General features: G+C 58.6%; 22 protein-coding genes. 13 read left to right on the top strand and 9 right to left on the bottom strand.

What is annotated here, in order from left to right; translation table 11 throughout:
• Window positions 1-18 precede the first annotated feature (18 nt).
• From pyrF to dnaN, 4 genes are all read right to left on the bottom strand, one after another.
• Window positions 19-726: an orotidine-5'-phosphate decarboxylase gene (gene pyrF / locus ACQZ5Y_RS04405; RefSeq protein WP_065659807.1), complete on the bottom strand. Its 708-nt coding sequence runs from the start codon at window positions 724-726 to the stop codon at window positions 19-21.
• 4 nt (window positions 727-730) lie between these two features.
• Window positions 731-1,327 carry a histidine phosphatase family protein gene (locus ACQZ5Y_RS04400; RefSeq protein ID WP_174049139.1) on the bottom strand — a complete coding sequence of 199 codons (597 nt, stop codon included), beginning with the start codon at window positions 1,325-1,327 and terminating at the stop codon, window positions 731-733.
• Window positions 1,328-1,422: 95 nt separating this feature from the next.
• Window positions 1,423-2,016: a phospholipid N-methyltransferase PmtA gene (pmtA, locus tag ACQZ5Y_RS04395; protein WP_174049140.1), complete on the bottom strand. Its 594-nt coding sequence runs from the start codon at window positions 2,014-2,016 to the stop codon at window positions 1,423-1,425.
• 197 nt (window positions 2,017-2,213) lie between these two features.
• On the bottom strand, window positions 2,214-3,332 hold the full coding sequence (gene dnaN / locus ACQZ5Y_RS04390; RefSeq protein ID WP_003514704.1) for a DNA polymerase III subunit beta: 1,119 nt from the start codon (window positions 3,330-3,332) through the stop codon (window positions 2,214-2,216).
• Between the two features lie 267 nt (window positions 3,333-3,599).
• Between dnaN and rsmI the strand changes: the two genes are divergently transcribed.
• From rsmI to ACQZ5Y_RS04340, 10 genes are all read left to right on the top strand, one after another.
• Entirely contained in the window at window positions 3,600-4,541 is a 942-nt protein-coding gene (rsmI, locus tag ACQZ5Y_RS04385; RefSeq protein ID WP_174049141.1) for a 16S rRNA (cytidine(1402)-2'-O)-methyltransferase, read from the top strand.
• Entirely contained in the window at window positions 4,531-4,899 is a 369-nt protein-coding gene (locus ACQZ5Y_RS04380; RefSeq protein WP_003514708.1) for a YraN family protein, read from the top strand. The genes rsmI and ACQZ5Y_RS04380 overlap by 11 nt, the downstream gene beginning before the upstream one ends.
• 12 nt (window positions 4,900-4,911) lie before the next feature.
• Window positions 4,912-5,472: a sugar O-acetyltransferase gene (locus ACQZ5Y_RS04375; RefSeq protein WP_174049142.1), complete on the top strand. Its 561-nt coding sequence runs from the start codon at window positions 4,912-4,914 to the stop codon at window positions 5,470-5,472.
• A gap of 133 nt (window positions 5,473-5,605) precedes the next feature.
• Window positions 5,606-6,904, top strand: coding sequence for an extracellular solute-binding protein (locus ACQZ5Y_RS04370; RefSeq protein ID WP_003514712.1), 1,299 nt, complete (start codon window positions 5,606-5,608; stop codon window positions 6,902-6,904).
• Between the two features lie 84 nt (window positions 6,905-6,988).
• Entirely contained in the window at window positions 6,989-7,963 is a 975-nt protein-coding gene (locus ACQZ5Y_RS04365) for an ABC transporter permease subunit (RefSeq protein ID WP_174049143.1), read from the top strand.
• An 11-nt stretch (window positions 7,964-7,974) separates the two neighbouring features.
• The gene (gene ugpE, locus ACQZ5Y_RS04360) at window positions 7,975-8,817 is read left to right on the top strand and encodes a sn-glycerol-3-phosphate ABC transporter permease UgpE (RefSeq protein WP_174049144.1); all 843 of its coding nucleotides are present in this window, start codon (window positions 7,975-7,977) and stop codon (window positions 8,815-8,817) included.
• An 11-nt stretch (window positions 8,818-8,828) separates the two neighbouring features.
• Window positions 8,829-9,929 carry a sn-glycerol-3-phosphate import ATP-binding protein UgpC gene (locus tag ACQZ5Y_RS04355; protein ID WP_174049145.1) on the top strand — a complete coding sequence of 367 codons (1,101 nt, stop codon included), beginning with the start codon at window positions 8,829-8,831 and terminating at the stop codon, window positions 9,927-9,929.
• Between the two features lie 110 nt (window positions 9,930-10,039).
• Complete coding sequence (locus tag ACQZ5Y_RS04350) at window positions 10,040-10,552, top strand: cupin domain-containing protein (protein ID WP_174049146.1); 513 nt, start codon at window positions 10,040-10,042, stop codon at window positions 10,550-10,552.
• A gap of 244 nt (window positions 10,553-10,796) precedes the next feature.
• Entirely contained in the window at window positions 10,797-11,756 is a 960-nt protein-coding gene (gene gshB / locus ACQZ5Y_RS04345) for a glutathione synthase (RefSeq protein ID WP_003514721.1), read from the top strand.
• 185 nt (window positions 11,757-11,941) lie between these two features.
• Entirely contained in the window at window positions 11,942-13,474 is a 1,533-nt protein-coding gene (locus tag ACQZ5Y_RS04340) for a YifB family Mg chelatase-like AAA ATPase (protein WP_174049147.1), read from the top strand.
• A 116-nt stretch (window positions 13,475-13,590) separates the two neighbouring features.
• Here the strand turns inward: ACQZ5Y_RS04340 and cysK are convergent, their stop codons facing one another.
• From cysK to dut, 3 genes are all read right to left on the bottom strand, one after another.
• On the bottom strand, window positions 13,591-14,559 hold the full coding sequence (gene cysK, locus ACQZ5Y_RS04335; RefSeq protein WP_003514725.1) for a cysteine synthase A: 969 nt from the start codon (window positions 14,557-14,559) through the stop codon (window positions 13,591-13,593).
• A 156-nt stretch (window positions 14,560-14,715) separates the two neighbouring features.
• Window positions 14,716-15,333: a LysE family translocator gene (locus tag ACQZ5Y_RS04330; protein WP_019564444.1), complete on the bottom strand. Its 618-nt coding sequence runs from the start codon at window positions 15,331-15,333 to the stop codon at window positions 14,716-14,718.
• Between the two features lie 76 nt (window positions 15,334-15,409).
• Window positions 15,410-15,880, bottom strand: a complete 471-nt coding sequence (gene dut, locus ACQZ5Y_RS04325) for a dUTP diphosphatase (protein ID WP_038489632.1) — start codon at window positions 15,878-15,880, stop codon at window positions 15,410-15,412.
• Between the two features lie 90 nt (window positions 15,881-15,970).
• On the opposite strand from dut, the gene ACQZ5Y_RS04320 reads away from it, so the two are divergent.
• The 3 genes from ACQZ5Y_RS04320 to ACQZ5Y_RS04310 all read left to right on the top strand — a co-directional run bounded on the left by ACQZ5Y_RS04320 (window position 15,971) and on the right by ACQZ5Y_RS04310 (window position 19,186).
• Window positions 15,971-17,554, top strand: a complete 1,584-nt coding sequence (locus ACQZ5Y_RS04320; RefSeq protein ID WP_003514729.1) for a peptide chain release factor 3 — start codon at window positions 15,971-15,973, stop codon at window positions 17,552-17,554.
• A gap of 70 nt (window positions 17,555-17,624) precedes the next feature.
• Entirely contained in the window at window positions 17,625-18,830 is a 1,206-nt protein-coding gene (gene coaBC, locus ACQZ5Y_RS04315) for a bifunctional phosphopantothenoylcysteine decarboxylase/phosphopantothenate--cysteine ligase CoaBC (protein ID WP_065659814.1), read from the top strand.
• Window positions 18,827-19,186: an MmcQ/YjbR family DNA-binding protein gene (locus ACQZ5Y_RS04310; protein WP_019564441.1), complete on the top strand. Its 360-nt coding sequence runs from the start codon at window positions 18,827-18,829 to the stop codon at window positions 19,184-19,186. Before coaBC ends, ACQZ5Y_RS04310 begins: the two co-directional genes overlap by 4 nt.
• Before the next feature lie 23 nt (window positions 19,187-19,209).
• Here ACQZ5Y_RS04310 and olsE read toward each other — a convergent pair whose 3' ends face one another.
• Entirely contained in the window at window positions 19,210-20,124 is a 915-nt protein-coding gene (olsE, locus tag ACQZ5Y_RS04305) for an ornithine lipid hydroxylase OlsE (RefSeq protein WP_111795115.1), read from the bottom strand.
• 163 nt (window positions 20,125-20,287) lie between these two features.
• Window positions 20,288-21,862, bottom strand: a complete 1,575-nt coding sequence (gene ubiB / locus ACQZ5Y_RS04300) for a 2-polyprenylphenol 6-hydroxylase (protein ID WP_003514736.1) — start codon at window positions 21,860-21,862, stop codon at window positions 20,288-20,290.
• Between the last annotated feature and the right edge of the window lie 30 nt (window positions 21,863-21,892).

The raw sequence follows: 21,892 nt of genomic DNA, 5'->3' as shown, positions 1-21,892 counted from the left end.
CGTCTCCTCCGATGGTCCTTATTGATTTGCCGGAAAGCTGGCGCGCAGCATGTCGTCAAGAATGGCGCGGGCTGCTGCTTTCGGATCTTCTGCTCTGACGATGGGGCGGCCGACAACCAGATGGCTCGAACCGGCCTTGATGGCGTCAAAAGGCGTCATCACGCGCTTCTGGTCTCCCGCCTCGGCACCGGCCGGGCGAATACCAGGGGTGACGACGGCAAGTTCGGGGCCCAAGATTTCACGCACCGCCGTCGATTCCTCTGCCGAACAGACGATGCCGCCCATGCCCGCCTCGCGCGCCTGTTCCGCACGGCGCAGCACCAGCGAACGGGCATCCGATGCATAGCCGGCTTCCGCAAGATCGGCATCATCCATCGAGGTTAGCACGGTGACACCAAGCAAGCAGAGGCCAGAGCCTTCGGCTGCCTTGACTGCGGCGCGCATGGCTTTCGGGTAGGCATGCAGGGTCAGCATCGACATGCCCATGCGGGCGATGTTTTCGACACCAGAGGCGACGGTGTTGTCGATGTCGAGCAGTTTCATGTCGAGAAAGACTTTCTTGCCGCTCTGGGCAAGGTCGCGGGCGAATTCGAGACCACCGGCAAATACCAGCTGATAGCCGATCTTGTAGAACAGAACCTCATCGCCAATCTTCGACACGATGTCTTCAGCTTGTTGCACAGTCGGAACATCGAGCCCGACGATCAGTTTTTCGCGCGCGGTCATTGTCTTATCCCTGCCATGTTTCCATTGCCGTCCAGTCGCATGTGGGGCGCTGAGCTGCAAGTGAAAATTCGGCGATTGGGAACCGGAAAAGATTGCCGCCGCCGGGTGGCTGGTCCTTGCTGCGACTGATGCCGACGCCTTCGATATGGCATTTCAAAAGCGTGCCGACGCCGCCATGGCCGACAAAGGCAATCGGCTGTTGCGGGTCGTGCCGGCCTAGAACGGCCGTGACGGCGTTAACAATTCGCGCCTGCGCATCGATTGCCCGTTCCCAGCCGTGAAAGCTTTCTCGCGGATGGGCAAAAAACCAGTCGGCAGCCTTTTCGAATTCCGGCGGCGTCAGGAAGCCTGTGGCCGACCGGTCGTTCTCATGCATCGCCTCGATGATTTCAATATCCGCGCCGGATGTCTCAGCAAGGATTCGGGCGGTTTCGATGGCTTTGGTTTCCGCGCTCGACACGATCCGGCGCAATGCGCGTGCCCATGGCAGGCGGCTTGCCTCAAACGCCCGCCGTGCACCCAAGTCCGAAAGTCCCCATTCCGGAACCGGAACCGCCGGATCGATCCGGACCTGGGGATGGGTAATGTAAAGGGCATGCATGGGAACGGTCCTCAATGGCGATGGAAGGGCAAATCAGGACCCTAACCATCTGTCACGACCGGGAAATGACGGCCCTTGCCCACTCTGCCGTGTGATCAGGCGCGGGTATAGGTCCACAATTGCGCCGGAGGAATGTTGCGCACGATGAAATCAAAATGGCGGATGTGGTAGAGATGCGGCTGCGCAACGATCGGGGAAATCGGACCGTAGGATATCTGTATGACGGGGCGACCATGCGGCACGCATTTCAGCAATTCGTCGAGAAGCTTGATGCGGGCGGCCATCGGAAAATTCAGCATCGGTACGGCGGAAATGACGCTGTCGAACATCTGGCCCTGGTGCTCGCCAAGTGTCGCATTCAGATCGAAGGCATCGCCATTGATGAAGTTGACGCCTGGATAGCTTCTGAGAAGCTGATTGTAGAAATCGGTCGAATATTCGATGGCCGTCAGGCGCTCCGGCTTGATGCCGCGTGCCAGAATGGCCTTGGTGATGACACCGGTGCCGGGGCCGAGTTCGAGAACGGGCAAGTCGGAATGCGGGTCGATGACACTCGCCATTTTTCTTGCCGTGATGGAGGATGTCGGGACGATGGCTCCGACCTTTTTCGGCTGGCTGACCATGCCTTTGAAAAAGCGGATTTCTTCCTCAAATTTTCTTTCAAAGCGTTGCTTCAGGTTGAGTGCCATAATTCCCCTCGGATGTATTTTGGTCATTGTCAAAAAAATGTTACGCACTGTTGATCTCATTTGGCGCTAAAACAAGGCAAAATGTCGTAATTGGAAAAATTCGTTTAGCGTTAGAAATCTGTCTGCTTCGAATCAAAAAACGCCGGTGGAGCGATCCACCGGCGTTTTTTGATTGATTTGAAGAAAAAAAGTCCACTTTAAACGCGCATCGGCATCAGAACATAAAGCGCATCGTCGCCGGCGGTGTCGCGAACGAGCGTTGGCGAGCCCGCATCCGCCAGAAGGAAAATCGCGTCTTCACCGGAAAGCTGCGAGGTGATGTCGAGGAGATATTTGGCATTGAAGCCGATTTCCATCGAATCATTGTCGTAACCGACAGCCACTTCTTCCGTCGCACTGCCTGAATCCGGATTGTTGACGGTCAGCGTCAGCTGGCCGTTGGTCAACGCCAGCTTCACGGCGCGGCCACGCTCGGAAGAGATGGTCGACACGCGATCGACCGCACGGGCGAAGGTCTGGCAATCGACGCGCATTTCCTTGTCGTTGCCGGTGGGGATGACGCGCTGGTAATCCGGGAAGGTGCCGTCGATCAGCTTCGAGGTCAAAACGACCGAGCCGATGGTCAGGCGGATTTTCGCGTCCGATACCTCGACGGTGACATCAAGTTCGGGATTGTCCATCAGCTTCTGCAATTCGCCGACGGTCTTGCGCGGAATGATGATGCCCGGCATGCCTTCGGAGCCGGAAGGCGCATCCACATCGGCGCGCGCAAGGCGGTGACCGTCCGTCGCGACTGCGCGCAGCTTGAGGTCGCCGTTGCTTTCGATGGTGTGGAAGAAGATGCCGTTCAGATAATAGCGTGTCTCTTCGGTCGAAATCGCAAATTGCGTCCGGTCGATCAGCATCTTCAGGTCGGTCGCCTTCAGTTTGAAGGTGTGGCTGAAGGTACCGGCGGTCAGATCCGGGAAATCGGTTTCTGGAAGGCATTGCAGCGAGAATTTCGAACGGCCGGAAGCCACCGTCATTGTGGAGCCATCCGGATTGGTGGCCAGAAGCACTTCGGAACCATCCGGCAGCTTGCGCACGATTTCATAAAGCAGATGCGCCGGCACGGTGGTCGCGCCCGCCTGCTCCACCATGGCCGGCGTCGCTTCGGTGATTTCGAGGTCGAGGTCGGTCGCCTTCATATCCAGATTGGCGCCAGATGCGCGCAGCAGAACGTTGGACAGGATCGGGATCGTGTTACGACGCTCGACGACCCTGTGGACGTGGTTCAGCGATTTAAGAAGGTTCGACCGCTCAAGAGTAATACGCATGGACGCTACCGCTTTCAACCGTTGCGACCCGGCCACCGCCGGATCGGTAAGAAGAGTCTTGACCGGCCGGAACGCCGGATAATGTGGACGGGCAAAATGGCAGAGTTATTGCAGAAAATGCAAGAGCCGAGTGCATCTGCCGCCGGTCATTTTGCTGCTATACAGCATGATCCACAGCCTGTGACCGCCCGTGGACCTTGTTCGCCGGTTTTCTATTGCCCATAAAGGGGTAAAACTGGAGCGACCGGCCGGGAATGATCGGCCAGAATGATTGGAAGCCGTGTGACGGAAGAAATATCGAACAGCGACGCCGGACAGGCGACCAAGAGCTTCAGGATCGGCACGGCCACTATTCCGGCGCGGCCGTTGGAGCCGGCGCTCTATCTCGTGGCCACCCCCATCGGCAATCTCGGCGACATCACCATCCGGGCGCTGGAAACGCTGGCTTCGGCTGACGTCCTTGCCTGCGAGGATACCCGCGTCACCCGCATTTTGCTCGAGCGTTACGGTATCCGCACACGTCCGCTCTCCTATCACGAGCATAATGCGCAGGAAGCGGGACCAAAACTCATCGCCGCTTTGGAGGCCGGAAAATCCGTGGCGCTGGTGTCGGATGCCGGAACGCCACTCGTCTCCGATCCCGGTTATCGCCTTGGTCAGCTCGCTTTGGAGGCCGGTCATCGCGTCGTGCCGGTGCCGGGAGCATCTGCGCCGCTTGCTGCGCTTGTTGGTTCTGGCATGCCGAGTGACGCCTTTCTGTTCGCGGGCTTTCTGCCCGTAAAGGATCGCGGCAAGCGCGACCGTTTTGCCGAACTTGCGAAAATTCCGGCCACCCTCATGTTTTTTGAATCGCCACGCCGCATTGGCACCTCCGTAAAGGTGGCATCGGAAGTCCTTGGCCGCGATCGCCGCGCTGTTGTGTGCCGCGAGCTGACCAAGACTTTCGAGGAGTTCCGGCGCGGCACGCTGGGCGAGCTTGCGGAATATTACGACGAGGACCGTGTGGTGAAGGGCGAGATCGTGCTCCTGATAGAGCCGCCCTCCTATGACGAAATTCCCGATATCGAGGATGTCGAGAGACTCCTGAAGGATCTCGTCAAAACCATGCCTGCCGCGAGGGCCGCAGCCGAGGCGGCAAAGCTGACGGGCCTGCCACGCAAGGAGCTTTATCAACGGCTGCTGGATATGAAGGATGCGGATGGCCGCTGACGGGCAAACGAACAAGAGACGAAAGGCCGAGCGACGCGGCCACGCTGCGGAATACTGGGCAGCACTCTATCTGCTGTTTCGGGGATACCGCATCCTCGCCATTCGTTATCGAACCCGACTGGGGGAAATCGATCTCATTGCCCGCAAGAAGGATGTCGTCGCCATCGTCGAGGTCAAGGCGCGGCCTTCCGGTGCCGGGGCTGTCGATGCGGTCGGCTTCCGTTCGCAACAGCGCATTCGGGCGGCTGCCGATATTTGGCTCTCCCGCCGCAAGGATGCCGCGCGGTTTTCGTTGCGTTTCGATATCGTCGCAGTCCTGCCACGACGCCTGCCGCAGCATTTCATCGACGCTTTTTGAGGGGGGGAGGCAATGTCCACTGAGCGGGAAAAAATGGCTGCGGGCGAATGGTACTGTTGCATGGATGCCGAACTGGACGTGCTGCGCGCCCGCGCCCGCCGTGCCGTTCACCAGCACAACACCGCGCCGCCGGATGAGCGCGGGGCCATGTCGCCTTTGCTGCGGGCGCTCTTTGCCTCCGTTGCGGAAGGAGCCTTTATCGAAGCACCGTTTCATTGCGCCTACGGCTTCAACATTACGTTGGGTGCGAACGTCTATCTCAATACCGGCTGCGTCATTCTTGATTCTGCGCCCGTGCGGATTGGCGATGGCGCGATGTTGGGGCCGGCCGTGCAGATCTATTGCGCCGAACATCACCTGGACCCGGCTCCGCGTTCGCAAGGCATCGAAATCGCAAAGCCGGTCACGATCGGCCGCGATGTCTGGATCGGCGGCGGCGCGATCCTTCTGGCCGGCATCACGATTGGCGATGGCGCGATCGTCGGGGCCGGTTCGGTGGTGACGCGGGATGTCTTGGCCGGGACGACGGTGGTCGGAAATCCGGCTCGCCCGATAAAGCGCAAGGACGCTTGAGACATCCGTTTCTGGAAGAATGGAGTCCCTATCGCAGGGACTGTAATAAATCTGACATAAAACCGTTAAAGAGGCGTCATGGAACGTCTCTATTCGCATCCTCATCCCAATAAATGGTGGAGAGGATTTAGTAATGTTGAAGAAGATTTCCATGGCCGCAGTGGCGGTCAGCATTTCGGCAACGTCTTCCATGGCTGCGACCAACATCACCTGGTGGCACGGCATGGGCGGCCGTAACGGCGAAGTCATCAACGAAGTTTCGCAGAAGTTCAACGAAGCCCAGAAGGAATGCGCTCTGACGCCGGTTTCCAAGGGCTCATACGAAGAAGCGCTTGCAAGCGGCATCGCTGCTTTCCGTTCGGGCGAACAGCCGAACATTCTTCAGGTTTTCGATGCTGGCGCTGCCACCATCATCAACGCCAAGGGCGCTGTCATTCCTGCGGAAGACCTCATCAACAAGGCCGGTTACAAGTTCGACCGCGAAGCCTTCATCAACGGCGTCCGCTATTTCTACGCTGCCGCTGACGGCAAGTTCGTCGGCATGCCTTTCAACACTTCCGCGCCGATCATGTATGTCAACGACGAAGCCCTGAAGAAGGCCGGCGTCGAAGCTCCGAAGACCTGGGAAGATTTTGAAAAGGTCGCACCGAAGCTGAAGGAAGCCGGTTACATCCCGCTCGTCCAGTCGCAGCTCACCTGGCAGTTCACGGAGAACTTCTTCTCCCGCAACAACATCCAGTTCGCAACCAACAACAATGGTTACGACAGCGTCACTGACACCAAGCTGAAGGTTACCGATCCGAACCTCGTCATGATGTTCGACAAGCTGAAGGACTGGAAAGACAAGGGTCTGTTCGCCTACTACGGCGCCGGCTGGAACGACAACCAGAAGCCCTTCGAAGAAGGCAAGGTTGCCCTCTGGATCGGTTCCTCGGGTTCGTTCGGTGGCCTGCAGAAGACGGCGTCCATGCCGTTCTCGGCAACCTTCCTTCCGTACTGGGGCTCCATCAAGGGCGCTGGCACCAACTCCTTCATCGGCGGCGCTGCCCTCTTTGCAATGTCGGGCAAGTCTGAAGCCGAAAACAAGTGCGTGGCTGACTTCTTCCAGTTCCTGACTTCGCCGGAAATCCAGGTCTTCTACCACAAGGCAACCGGTTACGTCGCTATCACCACGGCTGCTTACGAAAAGGCCAAGGCTGAAGGCTTCTACAAGGAAAAGCCTGCCGCCGAAGTCGGTATCCAGCAGCTGTCGCTGCCTTCAGGCGAATGGTCCAAGGGCTACCGCCTCGGTTTCTACCCGCAAATCCGCTCCATCATGGAACGCGAATACAACCGCATCTTCTCCGGCGAAGTAACGCCGAAGGACGCCTTCGACATCATCGAAAAGGAAGGCAACGATCTTCTCGCCCGTTTCGCTAAAACGGCTGGCTGATCTCCCTTTTCGAAACCAACGATAGTTGTCGAGCCTCCTTTCCGCCGGAAAGGAGGCTCGCTCTTGGATTAAGGAGGCGCAAGCGTGGCCTATACATCGTCTCAACCGCGTCTGGCCCGGTTTCTATCCGGCCGGTCTGCAAAAACCGGAAAAGCGGCGAAGGCCGCAGAAGCCAGCATGAAGCGCGTGCAGTTCTCCTCGTCCTACGTGCCCTATCTGTTTCTGGCGCCGCAACTGGCGGTGATTTTCATTTTCTTCTACTGGCCCTCCGTCCAGGCCGTGCAATCGTCGTTCTTTATCGAAGACCCTTTCGGGTTCGGTGCAACGTTCGTGGGCTTCGCCAATTATTCCGATGCCATCTTCAATCCGGAATATCTAAACATCGCCAAATTCACGGTTGTCTTCACCGTGCTGGTTACTTTCTTTTCGCTGGCGCTCGGTCTTTTGCTTGCGGTCAAGGCCGATGCGGTCGTTCGCGGTAGTTCCGCCTACAAGACGTTGCTGATCTCCGTTTACGCCATCGCGCCGCCGGTTGCGGGTCTCATCGGCATGATGTTTTTCGACCAGCATATCGGGCCTTTCGTCAAGATGGCTGCGTTTTTGGGCTGGGATATGAAGGTTGGCCTCAACTACTTCGATACAGCCTTCGCCATGATTGCCGTCGCGGTCTGGAAGCAGATCCCTTATAATTTCATCTTCTTCCTGTCCGGATTGCAGGGCGTATCCGTCGCCGTGCGCGAGGCTGCCGCCATAGATTGCCGATCGAGCGTGCGCCGGTTCTGGACGGTCATCATGCCGCTTCTGGCACCGACTGCCTTCTTCCTGCTGATCATCAACATCACCTATTCGCTGTTCGATACGTTCGGCATTATCGACGTGATGGTGAAGGACAAGGCCGCCAACAATCCGATTACGCTGGTCTACAAGGTCTTTCTCGACGGTTTCCGCGGCAATGACATCGGCGGTTCTTCTGCCCAGTCCGTCATCCTGATGCTGGTCGTCTTCGTACTGACCATCATCCAGTTCCGCTTCATCGAAAAACGCATTCATTACAATTGAGGGAAAAGACAATGTACAAGACAAAACCCCTCGACCATCTGGTGCTGATCATCGGCGCACTGTTCCTGATATTGCCTGTCGTCGTGGCATTCATGACGTCCACCCATACGGCGGCGGAAATCCACCGCAGCGGCCTGACACTCGTTCCGGGCGACAATTTCGTCGGGACCTATGAAAAGGTCCTGACGCAGAAGGGCGGCTTTACCGGGCAGATCACCGGTCTCAACATGGTGCTCAACTCGCTGATCCTCGGCATCGGTTTTGCCGTCGGCAAGATCGTCCTGTCGATGATGGCAGCCTATGCGATCGTCTATTTCCGGTTCCGGTTTGCAACGCTTGCCTTCTGGATCATCTTCACCACGCTGCTGCTGCCGCTCGAAGTACGCATCATGCCGTCCTATGAGGTGATGAGCAAACTCGGCCTCTTGAACTCCCATACCGGTCTGATCGTGCCGCTTCTGGCGTCTGCGACGGGCACCTTCTATTTCCGGCAGTTCTTCAAATCCATTCCTGAGGAATTGCTGGAAGCTGCTCGCATAGACGGTGCGGGCCCGGTCAAGTTCTTCATTGATGTGATCATCCCGCTTTCCCGTACCATGATGGCGGCGATCTTCATCATCATGTTCGTTTACGGCTGGAACCAGTACCTCTGGCCCATGCTGATGACCACGGACGAGAGTTTCTTCACCCTGATGCGCGGCATCAAGTCGATCCTGCAAGTCTGGGTCGGTTCGCAAATCCCCGATTACAACGAAGCTTTCGCGCTTGCCGTTCTGGCCATGCTGCCGCCTGTGATGATCGTCGTGATCTTCCAGCGCTGGTTCATCAAGGGCCTGACGGAAAGCGACAAATAAGGAAACCGAAAATGGCCGCGATAGAAATCAGTCAGGTCTGCAAGGATTATCACGGCGGCGTGCGTGCCGTGCATCACGTCGATATCGACATCAGGGACGGCGAGTTCATTGTTCTCGTCGGTCCTTCCGGCTGCGGCAAGTCCACGCTCCTGCGTATGGTGGCCGGACTTGAGGATATTTCCGAAGGCACGGTGAAGATCGGTGACCGGGTGGTCAACCAAGTAGATCCGGCTGACCGGGATATCGCCATGGTGTTCCAGAACTATGCGCTCTATCCGCATATGTCGGTGCGCCAGAACCTGGAATACGGGTTGAAGAACCGCAAGACGCCGAAGGCGGAGATCGATGCGCGCGTGGCCGAGGCCGCACGCATGCTCCAGCTCGAACCCTATCTGGAGCGCAAGCCGCGCGCCCTTTCCGGCGGCCAGCGTCAGCGAGTCGCCATGGGCCGCGCCATCGTGCGCAAACCGGCGGCCTTCCTGTTTGATGAGCCCCTGTCCAACCTTGATGCCAAACTGCGCGTTTCCATGCGCGGGGAGATCAAGCGCCTGCAAAAGCGCCTCGGCACCACTTCGATCTACGTCACGCACGATCAGCTGGAAGCCATGACGCTGGCAGATCGTCTGGTGGTGCTGAACGGCGGCCGCATCGAACAGATCGGCGCACCGCTTGAGGTCTATCACACCCCCGCTTCCACCTTTGTCGCAAGCTTCATCGGTTCTCCCGCCATGAACCTGCTGAACGGCGAGTTGCATAAGGATAGCCTTGCGGTCGGGCCGTCGCTGATCGCGCTCAACGGTTTCGCCCCCACCTCCGGCCCGGTTACTGTGGGCATGCGGGCGGAAGATTTCCGCCTGGCGGTGGCAGGTGAGCCCGGTTTTTCGCTACGCGTCGAGTATATCGAGGAACTCGGCTCGCAGCGTCTTATCCACGGCATGATCGGCGACCAGAACCTGACTGTGGCGTTTTCGCCGGAGGTCGAGATTCCGGCTACCTTGTCGGTCGCCATATCTCCGGACAAGCTGCACTTCTTCTCCAGCGAGACCGGCAAGCGCATAGCGAGCAAGGCGGAACAGGGTGTGGCGCAGCCCGTGCAGTTGGCAACGGCCTGAGTGGACGATAAGAAATCGGCGCGATAACTAAAATTGCGCCGATTGTCAAAACCGCTTCGTTACGATCCCGATGATAGAAGATCTCCAATATTTCACGGGGGTTTTCTAATATGCCTTTAAAGATGATGTTCGCGGCGGCTGCGACCATGGCCATCCGCACGGTGCCGATATTGCCCGCCTCTTTGCGCCGGGCAAAAGACGAGAGCGTGGTTAGCGCGTCCTGCACCGATTTGCGGCTGCAGCCGGCCCCCATCAACCCCGACTGGATAATTTCCGGCGATCCTCAGGCGCGTGCGGCGGATCATTCCAGAAGCGGAGACCGCGCCTCCAGCACAGCCATGTGGGATTGTACGGCGGGCGAGTTCCGCTGGTTCTTCGGTTGGGACGAGACCGTCTATATCCTTGAGGGTGAGGTGCATGTGAAGGCGGAAGACGGCACAGTCAGTATCCTGCGGGTGGGTGACGTCGCTTATTTCCGCGCGGGTACATGGGCCACCTGGCGCGTGGATGAGTATGTCCGCAAGGTTGCCTTCATGCGCCGTCCTTTCCCCACGGCGCTGGCTCTGGCCTACCGGGTCAAGAACAAGCTGTTTGCCGGTCGTTCCTACAAGCTGGCGGCCTGAACTGGTAAAACACTCCGGCAGGTGGGGCTCTGCGCAGCGCCACCTGCGGAATTCTGAAGGTTCAATAAAACTCACAAAAAGCACCCCTCGCAGCAGTTGCGTTTGAATGGTCGCTGCCCTACATCTTCAGGGTTTTCTGAAGCATTTCCGGGTCTCTTCCGGTCCTGCGGGGAATCGCGAACAGACGAGGCAATGGGCACGGCGGAACCGCGAAGCGTCCGCATGCTGCAAGAGGAAGATGCGCATGGCGAAGATCAAGAACGTCGCGATCCAGATGGATCATGTCTCCGGCATAAATATCGCCGGCGACTCCACCTTCGCCATGAGCCTTGAGGCGCAGGCACGTGGATACCGGCTGTTTCACTATACGCCCGAACGCCTCTCCATGCGCGATGGCAAGATCTACGCGACCGTCGAACAGATGGAGCTGCGCGATATCAAGGGCGACCATTTTTCGCTCTCGGAGCCGGAGCGGGTCGATCTCTCGACCATGGATGTCATTCATCTGCGACAGGATCCGCCATTCGACATGGCCTACATCACATCGACCCATTTGCTCGAGCGCATTCATCCCAAAACGCTTGTTGTCAACGATCCCGCCTGGGTCCGCAACTCGCCGGAAAAGATTTTCGTCACCGAATTCGCCGATCTGATGCCGAAGACGCTGATCACCAAGGATGTCTCTGAAATCGCCCGCTTCCGCAATGAAATGGGCGATATCATCCTCAAGCCGCTTTATGGCAATGGTGGTGCAGGCGTCTTCCATTCCGCGCGGGACGACCGCAATTTCTCATCGCTGCTGGAAATGTTCGGCCAGATGTTCCGCGAACCCTATATCGCCCAGGAATACTTGCCGGATGTTCGCAAGGGCGACAAGCGTATCCTTCTGGTGGATGGCGAGCCCGTGGGCGCGATCAATCGCGTGCCGGCGGAAAATGATGCCCGCTCCAACATGCATGCCGGCGGCCGCCCGGAGCCAACGGAACTTACCGCGCGTGAGAAGGAAATCTGCCGCCGCATCGGCCCCGCCCTGCGCGAGCGCGGTTTCCTGTTCGTTGGCATCGATGTGATCGGCGATTACCTCACGGAAATCAACGTCACCTCACCGACAGGCATTCGTGAAGTGCAGAAATTCGGCGGTGCCGATGTGGCAAGCCTGTTGTGGGATGCGATCGAGAAAAAGCGCGAAGCACAGGATTTCTGAGGCAATTTCCTCGCCACCTGCGTTTGTTCCGCGTGCACAACTCTATACAACTGAAATACACCGTTCGCGCGAAATTGTTCGCTTAATGTTCTTGTTTTATTCTTCGCTCTATGGCAGGTTACTTGAGAGTGGCCGCCATCGGGGCATAATGCTTTGATGTTGTGGCCGGTTTGCGGGGGCAGGCCATGGTGGCACGGGTCAATACGGTTGCATTTCAGGGAATAGAGGGTGTGCCGGTCGAGGTGCAGGTGATGGTCGCACCCGGAAAAGTTGGCATCCAGATCGTCGGCCTGCCGGACAAGGCGGTGGCGGAAAGCCGGGAGCGTGTGCAGGCCGCGCTCCACGCCTCCGGTCTGGCGCTGCCGGCAAAAAAAGTCACGGTCAATCTTGCGCCTGCGGATTTGCCCAAGGAAGGATCGCATTTCGATCTTCCGATCGCTTTGGGTCTCATGGCCGCGTTGGGAGCGATCCCGGCGGAAGCGCTCGGGCAATATGTGGTTCTCGGCGAACTCAATCTCGATGGCACCATCGGCACGGTTTCGGGCGCTCTGCCCGCGGCCATCGGTGCCAATGCGCTCGGGAAGGGTTTGATTTGCCCGGCTGATAGCGGGCCCGAAGCAGCCTGGGCCGGGGCTGGCATCGATATTCTCGCCCCACGCAGCCTTATTGCGCTTGCCAACCATTTTCGCGGCACCCAGCTTCTCTCCCGCCCGATGCCCGCCATCCGCGCCAATCCGGTCAATTTGCCGGATCTGGCCGATATCAAGGGGCAGGAGACGGCCCGGCGCGCGTTGGAGGTGGCAGCTGCCGGTGGCCATAATCTGCTGATGGTTGGTCCGCCCGGCTCCGGTAAATCCATGCTCGCCGCGCGCTTGCCCTCAATTCTGCCACCGCTCGAGGCTGCGGAATTGCTGGAAGTGTCCATGGTCCATTCCATCGCCGGCCAATTGTCCGGCGGCAAGCTGTCGGACCGCAGACCGTTTCGCACGCCACACCATTCCGCCACCATGGCCGCGCTTATCGGCGGAGGGCTGCGTGCCAAGCCGGGTGAGGCTTCACTTGCCCACCACGGCGTTCTTTTCCTCGATGAGTTCCCGGAATTTGCGCCTCAGGTGCTGGATGCGCTGCGCCAGCCGCTGGAAACGGGCGAATGCATCGTTGCCCGTGCCAATCACCGCGTCACTTATCCGGCGGAAATCCAGCTTGTCGCTGCGATGAACCCCTGCCGGTGCGGCAGAGCGGGGGAGCCGGGTTTCACTTGCGCCAGAGGGCCACGTTGCATGACAGATTATCAGGCCCGCATTTCCGGCCCGCTGATGGATCGCATCGATATTCGCATCGACGTTCCCGCCGTCTCCGCCACTGACCTCATCCGTCCCATGACTGCCGAACCGAGTTCGGTGGTGGCCGCCCGTGTCGCTCGCGCCCGCCTTGCGCAGCAGGAGCGTTATGCGGCGGCGGGCTCTTCAGGCATTCGCACCAACGCTCGCTGCACGACAACGCTGATCGAAAAATATGCGGAGCCCGATGCTTCCGGGCTGCAATTGCTGCGCGATGCTGCCGAACGGTTGAAGTTCTCCGCACGCGGTTATCATCGCATTCTCAAGGTCGCCCGCACATTGGCTGATTTGGACGGCAAACAAACTGTCGGGCGTATCCATGTGGCGGAAGCCATTTCATACCGCATTGCCGGTGAAAGACTGACGGCGGCGGCATAAGAGGCCTTCCTTCGCCCTTTACCGGCTAAAACAATTGTGCCGCTGGCGGATGGCCGGCGGCACAATCGGTCATTGCGGTCAGGCGTGCGTTTGCGGCCTGCCCGAAGAGGAATGGCTTAAAGCCCAAGCCCTTCGAAAAGGGCGGTCGAAAGGTAACGTTCCGCGAAGGAGGGAATGATGACGACGATATTCTTGCCGGCATTTTCCTCACGTGCGCCGACCTTGATTGCCGCTGCGAGTGCCGCGCCCGAGGAGATGCCGACGGGTACGCCTTCCAGCTTCGCCACCAGACGGGCGATTTCAAAAGCGTCGTCATTGGTCACGGTGACGATTTCGTCATAGATTCCAGTGTCGAGGATCGCGGGTGCAAAACCGGCGCCGATGCCCTGGATCTTGTGCGGACCGGGGTTTCCACCGGAAAGAACTGGGCTGTCGGCTGGCTCGACGGCAATGACCTTCACCTCCGGCTTGCGGGATTTCAACACCTGGCCCGTACCGGTGATAGTGCCACCCGTGCCGATGCCCGAAACAAAAATATCGACAGCACCCTCGGTATCGTTCCAGATTTCTTCCGCTGTCGTCTTGCGATGAATATCCGGGTTTGCGGGGTTTTCGAACTGCTGGGGAATAATCGCGTCTGGCAGGGTTTCGGCCAGTTCCTGTGCCTTGGCGATGGCGCCCTTCATGCCCTTCGGGCCTTCGGTCAACACCAGTTCCGCGCCCAGCAAGGCGAGCATTTTCCGGCGTTCGACCGACATCGTTTCCGGCATGGTCAAGATCAGCTTGTAACCCTTGGCGGCGGCGGCAAAGGCTAGCGCAATGCCCGTGTTGCCGGAGGTCGGCTCAACCAGCGTCGTTTTGCCGGGGGTGATCTTGCCCTGGGCTTCCAGCGCTTCGATCATGGCAACGCCAATGCGGTCTTTCACGGAGGCGATGGGGTTGAAGAACTCCAGCTTGGCGAGAAGATTGGCCTTCACGCCCTTTTCCCTCGCCAGCTTGTCCAGCCGCACGATCGGCGTATCGCCGATTGTTTCGGTGATGGAGGAATAGACGCGTCCGCGTCCGGGCTTTCTGGCTTCGGGCATGATGCTCTCCTGTATGAAGGCCACACGATGTGTGGCCGCAAGATTTCAGCGGCAGAATAGGAGCAATAGTCTTGTCAGGCCAGCGAACGTTCGTCCTAATATCGTCTGATTACCGGAAAAAATTCACGATAAATCAGGCAAATGCACGAAATCGTTTCAGGTGCTGCGGATCGCGATCATGGTCGCCGTTCCCGCCAGAATTCCCGCCGCGGTGCGGTTGAGGATCGTCAACGCACTTGGCCGTTTCAGGAGGTTGCGCGCCTTGGCAGCAAGCAGGATGTAAGGCAGGAGAACGGCCATCAACACGACGAAGGTCAGCGCCAGAAGTGTCGCATATTCCGATGGGCCGATCATGCGGATGTCGATCAGCGTCGGCACCAGCGCCACATAAAACAGCATGGTTTTTGGATTACCCAGCGTGATCAGCAGGCCGGACAGAAACGACATGGGAATGCTGGTGCTTTTTTTCGCCTTCAGGTCCTGCGGCAAGAGGCCGGCGGTCCAGAGCTTCCATGCGATATAGAGAAGATAGGCTGCGCCGGCAAACTTCAGGACCATGAAGGCCTCCTGAAAAGTCTGCGCCACGAAGGCTAGGCCGAGGATCACGCCCGTCAGGTAGATCATGTCGCCCAGCACCAGCCCGAGGCCCATGAAGAAGGTTTCCCGAAACCCCGATCCAAGCGCCCGCGCCACGATCGCCGTCATGCCGGGGCCGGGAATGGCAGCGGCGATGAAGAGTGCGGTGGCATATGCAAGAAGGGTCGTCAGCGTCATGGTCATTTTCCCCGAAAATCCGCCAGATCAATAGCGAAAATCAGGGGTGAAAACAATCGCCCATAAAGGGGGCTGGTCAAAGCCCCGTGGAGCCGAAACCACCGGCACCGCGTGCCGTCTCGGATGTTTCGGTCACTTCGCTGACTGTCACCTGCGTAACTGGTGCAATCACCATCTGTGCGATGCGCATGCCGCGCTCGATGACAAAATCGGCCTGCCCCAGATTGGCGAGAATGACCTTCACTTCGCCGCGATAGTCGCTGTCCACCGTGCCGGGGGAATTGAGGCAGGTGATGCCGTTCTTGATGGCGAGGCCGGAGCGCGGACGGATTTGCGCCTCATAGCCTTGCGGAACCTCGAAGACGAAACCGGTCGGCACCAGCGCCCGTTCGCCCGGCTGCAAAGTCAGCGGTTCATCGGCCGGCACTGCGGCGCGCAGGTCCATTCCGGCGGCGCCACGGGTTTCATAGGAAGGCAATTCGAGGTCTGCGCCATTGGCGAGACGCACAAGCCGGAGGAGGGGTCGATTATCATTTTGAACGGTCATGCGGCATTAGTTTGCCGAGATCGCGGCAAGGTCAATTGCAAATGCGGGCCTGAAACGCTAGATACCCCGCAATTCCACAGGATTTGTCAGATGGCCGAAACACTTGCCGAGGCGGTCTCCCGCCGCCGCACCTTTGCTATTATTGCGCACCCGGACGCGGGTAAGACCACGCTTACGGAAAAACTGCTGCTGTTCGGCGGAGCGATCCAGCTTGCCGGCGAGGTGAAGGCGAAGAAGGATCGCATCCAGACCCGTTCGGACTGGATGAAGATCGAGCGCGAGCGCGGCATTTCGGTCGTCACTTCGGTCATGACCTTCGAATATAACGACCGCGTCTTCAACATCCTCGATACGCCCGGCCACGAAGACTTTGCCGATGACACCTACCGCACGCTGACGGCGGTGGATGCGGCGATCATGGTCATCGATGCCGCCAAGGGTATCGAGCCGCGCACGCTGAAGCTTTTCGAAGTTTGCCGCATGCGCGATATTCCGATCATCACCTTCATCAACAAGATGGACCGCGAAAGCCGCGATCCCTTCGAGATTCTGGATGAGGTCGAGGAAAAGCTGGCGCTCGATACCGCGCCGATCACCTGGCCGGTCGGCCGGGCGAAGAGCTTCTGTGGCGCTTACAATCTTGCTGAAAACACCTTTCGTGGCAACGACACGCAGGTGGATGGCCTTTCGGTCAACGGCCCTCAGGCTGTCGCCGATCGTCTGCCGGAAAATGAGCGCAAGGTCTTTATCGAGGAAACGGAACTGGCTCTGGAAGCCTGCCGCCCCTTTGACCGTCAGGCGTTCCTGGAAGGTCACATGACGCCGGTATTCTTCGGTTCGGCGCTGCGCAATTTCGGTGTGCGCGACCTCATCAATGCGCTGGGTGATTTCGCCCCGCCGCCGCGCGATCAGGTGGCGGATACCCGCACCGTGCATGCGGCGGAAGACAAGATGACGGCCTTCGTGTTCAAGATTCAGGCCAATATGGATCCCAACCATCGCGACCGCATCGCCTTTGCCCGCATCTGCTCCGGCAAGCTGGAGCGCGGCATGAAGGCGCGGCTGTCGCGCACCGGCAAGCTCATGGGGCTGACCGCACCGCAATTCTTCTTCGCGTCACAGCGCCAGCTGGCCGATACCGCCTTTGCGGGCGATGTGGTCGGCATTCCCAACCACGGCACGCTGCGCATCGGTGATACGCTGACCGAAGGTGAAAACCTCGTATTCCAGGGCGTGCCGAACTTCTCGCCGGAAATCCTGCGCCGCGTGCGCTTGGAAGACGCGATGAAGGCGAAGAAGCTGAAGGAAGCTTTGCAGCAGATGGCGGAAGAAGGTGTCGTGCAGCTCTTTTCACCAGAAGACGGCTCGCCCGCCATCGTCGGCGTTGTCGGCGCGCTGCAGCTCGATGTGTTGAAGGAACGGCTGATGGGCGAATATGGCCTGCCGGTCTCGTTTGAAATGTCTCGCTTTTCCGTCTGCCGCTGGATCTCGTCCGATCAGCCGGCGGAAATGGACAAGTTCCTCAACGTCAAGCGCGGCGATATCGCTCGCGATCTGGATGGCGATCCGGTGTTTCTGGCGCAGGATGCCTTCTCGCTGCGGTATGAATCCGAGCGGTTTCCGGCGATCAAGATGGTCGCGATCAAGGAATATCACGTCGCCAAGGCGGCGTGATATCAGCCGGATTGCACTTTGAATGCCAAGGGCTTAGTTTCCCGGTTAAACGGGAAACTGGTCCGGCATCATGACGCTTTCAGGCAAACATATTCTCCTCATCATCTCCGGCGGCATCGCGGCCTATAAGAGCCTCGACCTCATCCGCCGTCTGAAAGACCGCGGCGCCAAGGTGACGCCAGTCATGACGAAGGGCGCACAGGAATTCGTCACTCCGCTTGCTGTTGGCGCACTGTCCGCAACCCACGTCTTCACCGAGCTTTTTTCGAGGCAGGACGAGCAGGATGTCGGGCATATCCGGCTCGCGCGCGAATGCGACCTCGTGCTGGTCGCGCCCGCCACCGCTGATCTGATGGCGAAGATGGCGAATGGTTTGGCTGATGATCTTGCCTCCACGATCCTTCTGGCGACCGATCGGAAGGTGCTGGTCGCACCTGCCATGAACCCAAAAATGTGGTCGGCAAAGCCAACGATGCGCAATGTCGAAACGCTGAAAAAAGACGGCGTGTTTTTCATCGGCCCTATGGCAGGCGAAATGGCGGAAAAGGGCGAGGCTGGTCTTGGTCGTATGGCGGAGCCTTTGCAGATCGTCCAAGGCGTCGAGGCTTTGCTGGATGGCGGTCCGAAGCCTTTAAAAGGCAGAACGGCGATCGTTACCTCCGGCCCAACCCATGAGCCGATCGATCCGGTGCGTTACATCGCCAACCGCTCCTCTGGCAAGCAGGGCCATGCCATCGCAGCTGCGCTTGCGGAATTGGGTGCGGAGGTAACGCTGGTCTCGGGTCCCGTCACGATTGCCGATCCGGCGGGCGTTGCAACGGTCCATGTCGAGCGTGCCGAGGAGATGCGCGATGCGGTGATTTCAAGGCTGCCGGTGGATATCGCCGTCATGGTTGCCGCTGTCGCCGACTGGCGGGTGGCGGGTTCTTCGGAGCAGAAGATCAAAAAGCAGCCGGGCGATGCCCCGCCTGCGCTGCAACTTATGGAAAACCCCGATATTCTCAAAACCGTCGGCCACCACGAAAAGCGCCCGAAGCTGGTGGTGGGTTTCGCCGCCGAGACGCAGGATGTCGAGAAAAACGGCCGAGCCAAACTGGAGCGCAAGGGCGCCGATTATATCGTTGCAAATGATGTTTCGGCGGAAACCGGCATCATGGGCGGAGACCGCAACAGCGTGAAGATCATTTCGAATGAGGGTATCGAGGCCTGGCCTGATATGGACAAGGCCGAAGTCGCCAAACGTCTGGCGGCCCTCATTGCGGAGAAACTCGCATGAGCCTTTTCGATCGCAAGACATTCGACAGGGTTCTCGGAGAATGGCCGGGCGTCCGTTTCGTCGATCAGTGGGATTCCCACGTTGCCAAGGTCGGAGACAAGGTCTTTTCCGTTTTGGGTGAGCGTGACGACTGGCGGCTTGTGGTGAAATGTTCGGAGGAGAGCTTCGAAATCCTCACCTCGCTGGAAGGCATCCACCAGGCACCTTATTTCGCCAAGCGCAAATGGATATCGATCTCCGATCATTCGCCGCTGGAGCAAGAGGAGCTGGAACACTATGTCCGCCGCTCCTATGAACTCGTTGCCGCAGGGCTGACGAAGAAGCTGCGGGTCGAACTGGGAATTCTCCGGGCCTGAAGGCGGCATTACCGCCAATCCCTTCAATTTTCTTTCGTGTTTCGCCCGATGATCTGGCGAACCCCTTCTTTTGTAAAAGGCTGAAAAAGCTGTGGCAGAAAGCCCTTTGCAATTTCTCCCTTGATGCCGATGTTGGTCGAGGAAGGGCGATCGGGATTGAAATAGCTGCCGAACAACTGGTCGAAAATGACAAGGTTCTCACCATAATTGGTATTTCCCTCAGGCAGCTCTTTGGAGTGGTGCCATCGGTGCAGCCGGGGCGTGCTGAACACGTAGTCCAGCGGCCCGGTTTTCATATCCACATTGCAATGGGTCAGAATGCCGATGAAGGCGGTCACAGCCGCGAGCCACCAAAACACCTGCAACGGCGCGCCCATGAGATAAAGCGGAATCTGGCTGAGCGCGATCTTGAACAGCGAGTCGGCCACATGAAAACGGCCCGTATTGACGACCCAAAGGCGGACAACGCTGTGATGAAGCGCGTGGAAACGCCAGAAGAACACCGTTTCATGGGCGATACGGTGCGCCCAATAGAGACCGAATTCAGCGATCATCAGGGCGAGCGTGACCTGAACAACCATCGGCAACTGAGAAGGCCACAGGTCGAATTTCATGGCCGCCAAAGGTTGCAGAAAAATGGCGGTCAGCATTGGAAAGAGCACCGCTGCCGTGGCAGCAAGCTGAACAAGCCCCTTGGTCAAGAGCGTGTGGGCGATATTGTTGACGGTTTCACCATCAGATTGAAGCCATTCCGTCTCATAGGGAATGTAACGCTCAAGAAGAAACAGGCTGGCCACCGCACCCGCGTAGACGGCGAGGAATGTGGCGATTGGATGCTCACTCGAAAAAGCGAAATAAGCCCCGGTAAGACCGAGAAAAAACACCATGGGCCAAGAGCAATAGGTAAGGATCCGTTTTACGGCTTCATTTTTTGCCATCAATCTCAATTCCCGTCCGGCAATCATTTAACTTTCAACCAAGATCAGGTCATTATCCTCGATATGTTGCAGCAGTATGGTACGCATCTATCGAACTGGAAGACCGGCGATTTTCGGTTCGAAAGTGTGCCGCACCGGCGTGAGCGCCGAGTTTGAATATCGTTTAGCTGATCCTGATCGCGATATAGAGAAGCGTGAGCGCAATCACCCAGAGCGCCGCCCGTCCCCATCTGGTGTGGCGCGCTTCCGCCTTGCCGATCGCTTCCGCGGTCTGGGCGTCGAAACGCAGGCCGTTCTCGCTCATATACACCAGGTCGGAATGCAGCTTCTCCGTCTTGGCAGCGATCTCGGGTGCCGCTTCCGCAAGCTTGAGAGCCGCCTTCACGCCGTCCTTCAGATCGGTGACAATGCGTTTCGGGCCAAGATTGTCCCTTATCCAGCCGCTGACGACCGGATCGGCCGCTTTCCACATGTTGAAACGCGGATTGAGCATGCGGGATACGCCTTCCACCACCACCATGGTCTTTTGCAGCATCACCAGTTCCGGGCGCGTTTCCATGTCGAAGAGCTCGGTAACTTCGAACAGCAGCGTCAGCAACTTGCCCATGGAGATCGTCTCGGCCGGCTGGCCGTGGATCGGTTCGCCGATGGCGCGGATCGCCTGCGCAAAGCTGGCTTTGTCGTGATGGCCCGGCACATAACCGGCCTCGAAATGCACTTCCGCGACGCGCATGTAATCGCGGGTGATGAAGCCGTAGAGGATTTCGGCAAGGAACCTGCGTTCTTTTTTGCCCAGCCGCCCGGCAATGCCCATATCCACGGCTACGATCATGCCCTGCGGATCGACAAAGAGATTGCCGGGGTGCATGTCGGCATGGAAAAAGCCGTCGCGCAACGTGTGCCGCAGGAAGGACTGGATGAGGGTATCAGCCAGCTTGTTCAGATCGTGGCCGGCAGCCTTCAGCCCCTCAATATCCGACATCTTGACGCCGTCGATCCATTCCATGGTGACGACATCGCGGCCGGTGCGTTCCCAATCTACCTCCGGAACGCGGAATCCGGGGTCTTCTTTGGTATTTTCGGCAAGTTCGGAAAGGGCGGCGGCCTCAAGCCGCAGATCCATCTCGATCTTGGTTGTCTGTTCCAGCGTGCGAGTGACTTCCACCGGCCGCAGGCGGCGGGCAGAGCGGACGAAACGCTGTTGCAGGTCGGCGATCAGATACATCGCCTCCAGATCGTTCTGGAAGCGCTGGCGAACGCCGGGGCGAATGACCTTGACGGCGACCTTGCGCGGCCCTTTCGGCGTATCCACTATCGCCGGGTGAACCTGGGCGATGGAAGCGGCGGCGATCGGATCGCCAAATTCCCTGTAGAGTTCCGAAACAGAACGCCCGAGCGAACCTTCAATATTAGCCTTGGCCGCGGCTGCGGGGAAAAATGCCATGCGGTCCTGCAGGCTCGCAAGATCGTCGGCGAAGTCGGCGCCGACCACATCCGGCCTTGTGGCCAGAAACTGTCCCATCTTCACATAGGACGGGCCAAGCCGCTCGACAGCTACCGCTAGCCGGTCGCTACGCTGCGCCCGCTTGGCCTTGCTGCGGGCGAATGGCTTCAGCAATGCCTTCATCACTTGCGCGGAGGCAGGAAGGTCATCGGATGGCAAGGCCAGCACGACGCCTTCGCGCACGAGAACCCAGCCAACCCTTGCGAGGCGGAAATATGCGCCCAAAGTGCTCATGCTTATGCTTGTCTCCTGCTTTTGCCGGGC

The organism is Agrobacterium sp. A3-95, from assembly GCF_053521785.1.
The sequence above is the reverse complement of the archived record's forward strand: the minus strand, read 5'-3'. Positions and strand labels throughout refer to the sequence as shown.

What these genes read in the sequence shown, in the direction of transcription:
- dnaN (WP_003514704.1), bottom strand. Translation starts at nt 3,332, where the DNA reads ATGCGTATTACTCTTGAGCGGTCGAACCTTCTTAAATCGCTGAACCAC.
- pyrF (WP_065659807.1), bottom strand. Translation starts at nt 726, where the DNA reads ATGACCGCGCGCGAAAAACTGATCGTCGGGCTCGATGTTCCGACTGTG.
- ACQZ5Y_RS04310 (WP_019564441.1), top strand. Translation starts at nt 18,827, where the DNA reads ATGAGCCTTTTCGATCGCAAGACATTCGACAGGGTTCTCGGAGAATGG.
- ACQZ5Y_RS04350 (WP_174049146.1), top strand. Translation starts at nt 10,040, where the DNA reads ATGCCTTTAAAGATGATGTTCGCGGCGGCTGCGACCATGGCCATCCGC.
- ugpE (WP_174049144.1), top strand. Translation starts at nt 7,975, where the DNA reads ATGTACAAGACAAAACCCCTCGACCATCTGGTGCTGATCATCGGCGCA.
- dut (WP_038489632.1), bottom strand. Translation starts at nt 15,880, where the DNA reads ATGACCGTTCAAAATGATAATCGACCCCTCCTCCGGCTTGTGCGTCTC.
- ACQZ5Y_RS04320 (WP_003514729.1), top strand. Translation starts at nt 15,971, where the DNA reads ATGGCCGAAACACTTGCCGAGGCGGTCTCCCGCCGCCGCACCTTTGCT.
- rsmI (WP_174049141.1), top strand. Translation starts at nt 3,600, where the DNA reads ATGATTGGAAGCCGTGTGACGGAAGAAATATCGAACAGCGACGCCGGA.
- pmtA (WP_174049140.1), bottom strand. Translation starts at nt 2,016, where the DNA reads ATGGCACTCAACCTGAAGCAACGCTTTGAAAGAAAATTTGAGGAAGAA.
- coaBC (WP_065659814.1), top strand. Translation starts at nt 17,625, where the DNA reads ATGACGCTTTCAGGCAAACATATTCTCCTCATCATCTCCGGCGGCATC.
- olsE (WP_111795115.1), bottom strand. Translation starts at nt 20,124, where the DNA reads ATGGCAAAAAATGAAGCCGTAAAACGGATCCTTACCTATTGCTCTTGG.
- gshB (WP_003514721.1), top strand. Translation starts at nt 10,797, where the DNA reads ATGGCGAAGATCAAGAACGTCGCGATCCAGATGGATCATGTCTCCGGC.
- ACQZ5Y_RS04340 (WP_174049147.1), top strand. Translation starts at nt 11,942, where the DNA reads ATGGTGGCACGGGTCAATACGGTTGCATTTCAGGGAATAGAGGGTGTG.
- ACQZ5Y_RS04370 (WP_003514712.1), top strand. Translation starts at nt 5,606, where the DNA reads ATGTTGAAGAAGATTTCCATGGCCGCAGTGGCGGTCAGCATTTCGGCA.
- ACQZ5Y_RS04400 (WP_174049139.1), bottom strand. Translation starts at nt 1,327, where the DNA reads ATGCATGCCCTTTACATTACCCATCCCCAGGTCCGGATCGATCCGGCG.
- ACQZ5Y_RS04375 (WP_174049142.1), top strand. Translation starts at nt 4,912, where the DNA reads ATGTCCACTGAGCGGGAAAAAATGGCTGCGGGCGAATGGTACTGTTGC.
- cysK (WP_003514725.1), bottom strand. Translation starts at nt 14,559, where the DNA reads ATGCCCGAAGCCAGAAAGCCCGGACGCGGACGCGTCTATTCCTCCATC.
- ubiB (WP_003514736.1), bottom strand. Translation starts at nt 21,862, where the DNA reads ATGAGCACTTTGGGCGCATATTTCCGCCTCGCAAGGGTTGGCTGGGTT.
- ACQZ5Y_RS04355 (WP_174049145.1), top strand. Translation starts at nt 8,829, where the DNA reads ATGGCCGCGATAGAAATCAGTCAGGTCTGCAAGGATTATCACGGCGGC.
- ACQZ5Y_RS04330 (WP_019564444.1), bottom strand. Translation starts at nt 15,333, where the DNA reads ATGACGCTGACGACCCTTCTTGCATATGCCACCGCACTCTTCATCGCC.
- ACQZ5Y_RS04380 (WP_003514708.1), top strand. Translation starts at nt 4,531, where the DNA reads ATGGCCGCTGACGGGCAAACGAACAAGAGACGAAAGGCCGAGCGACGC.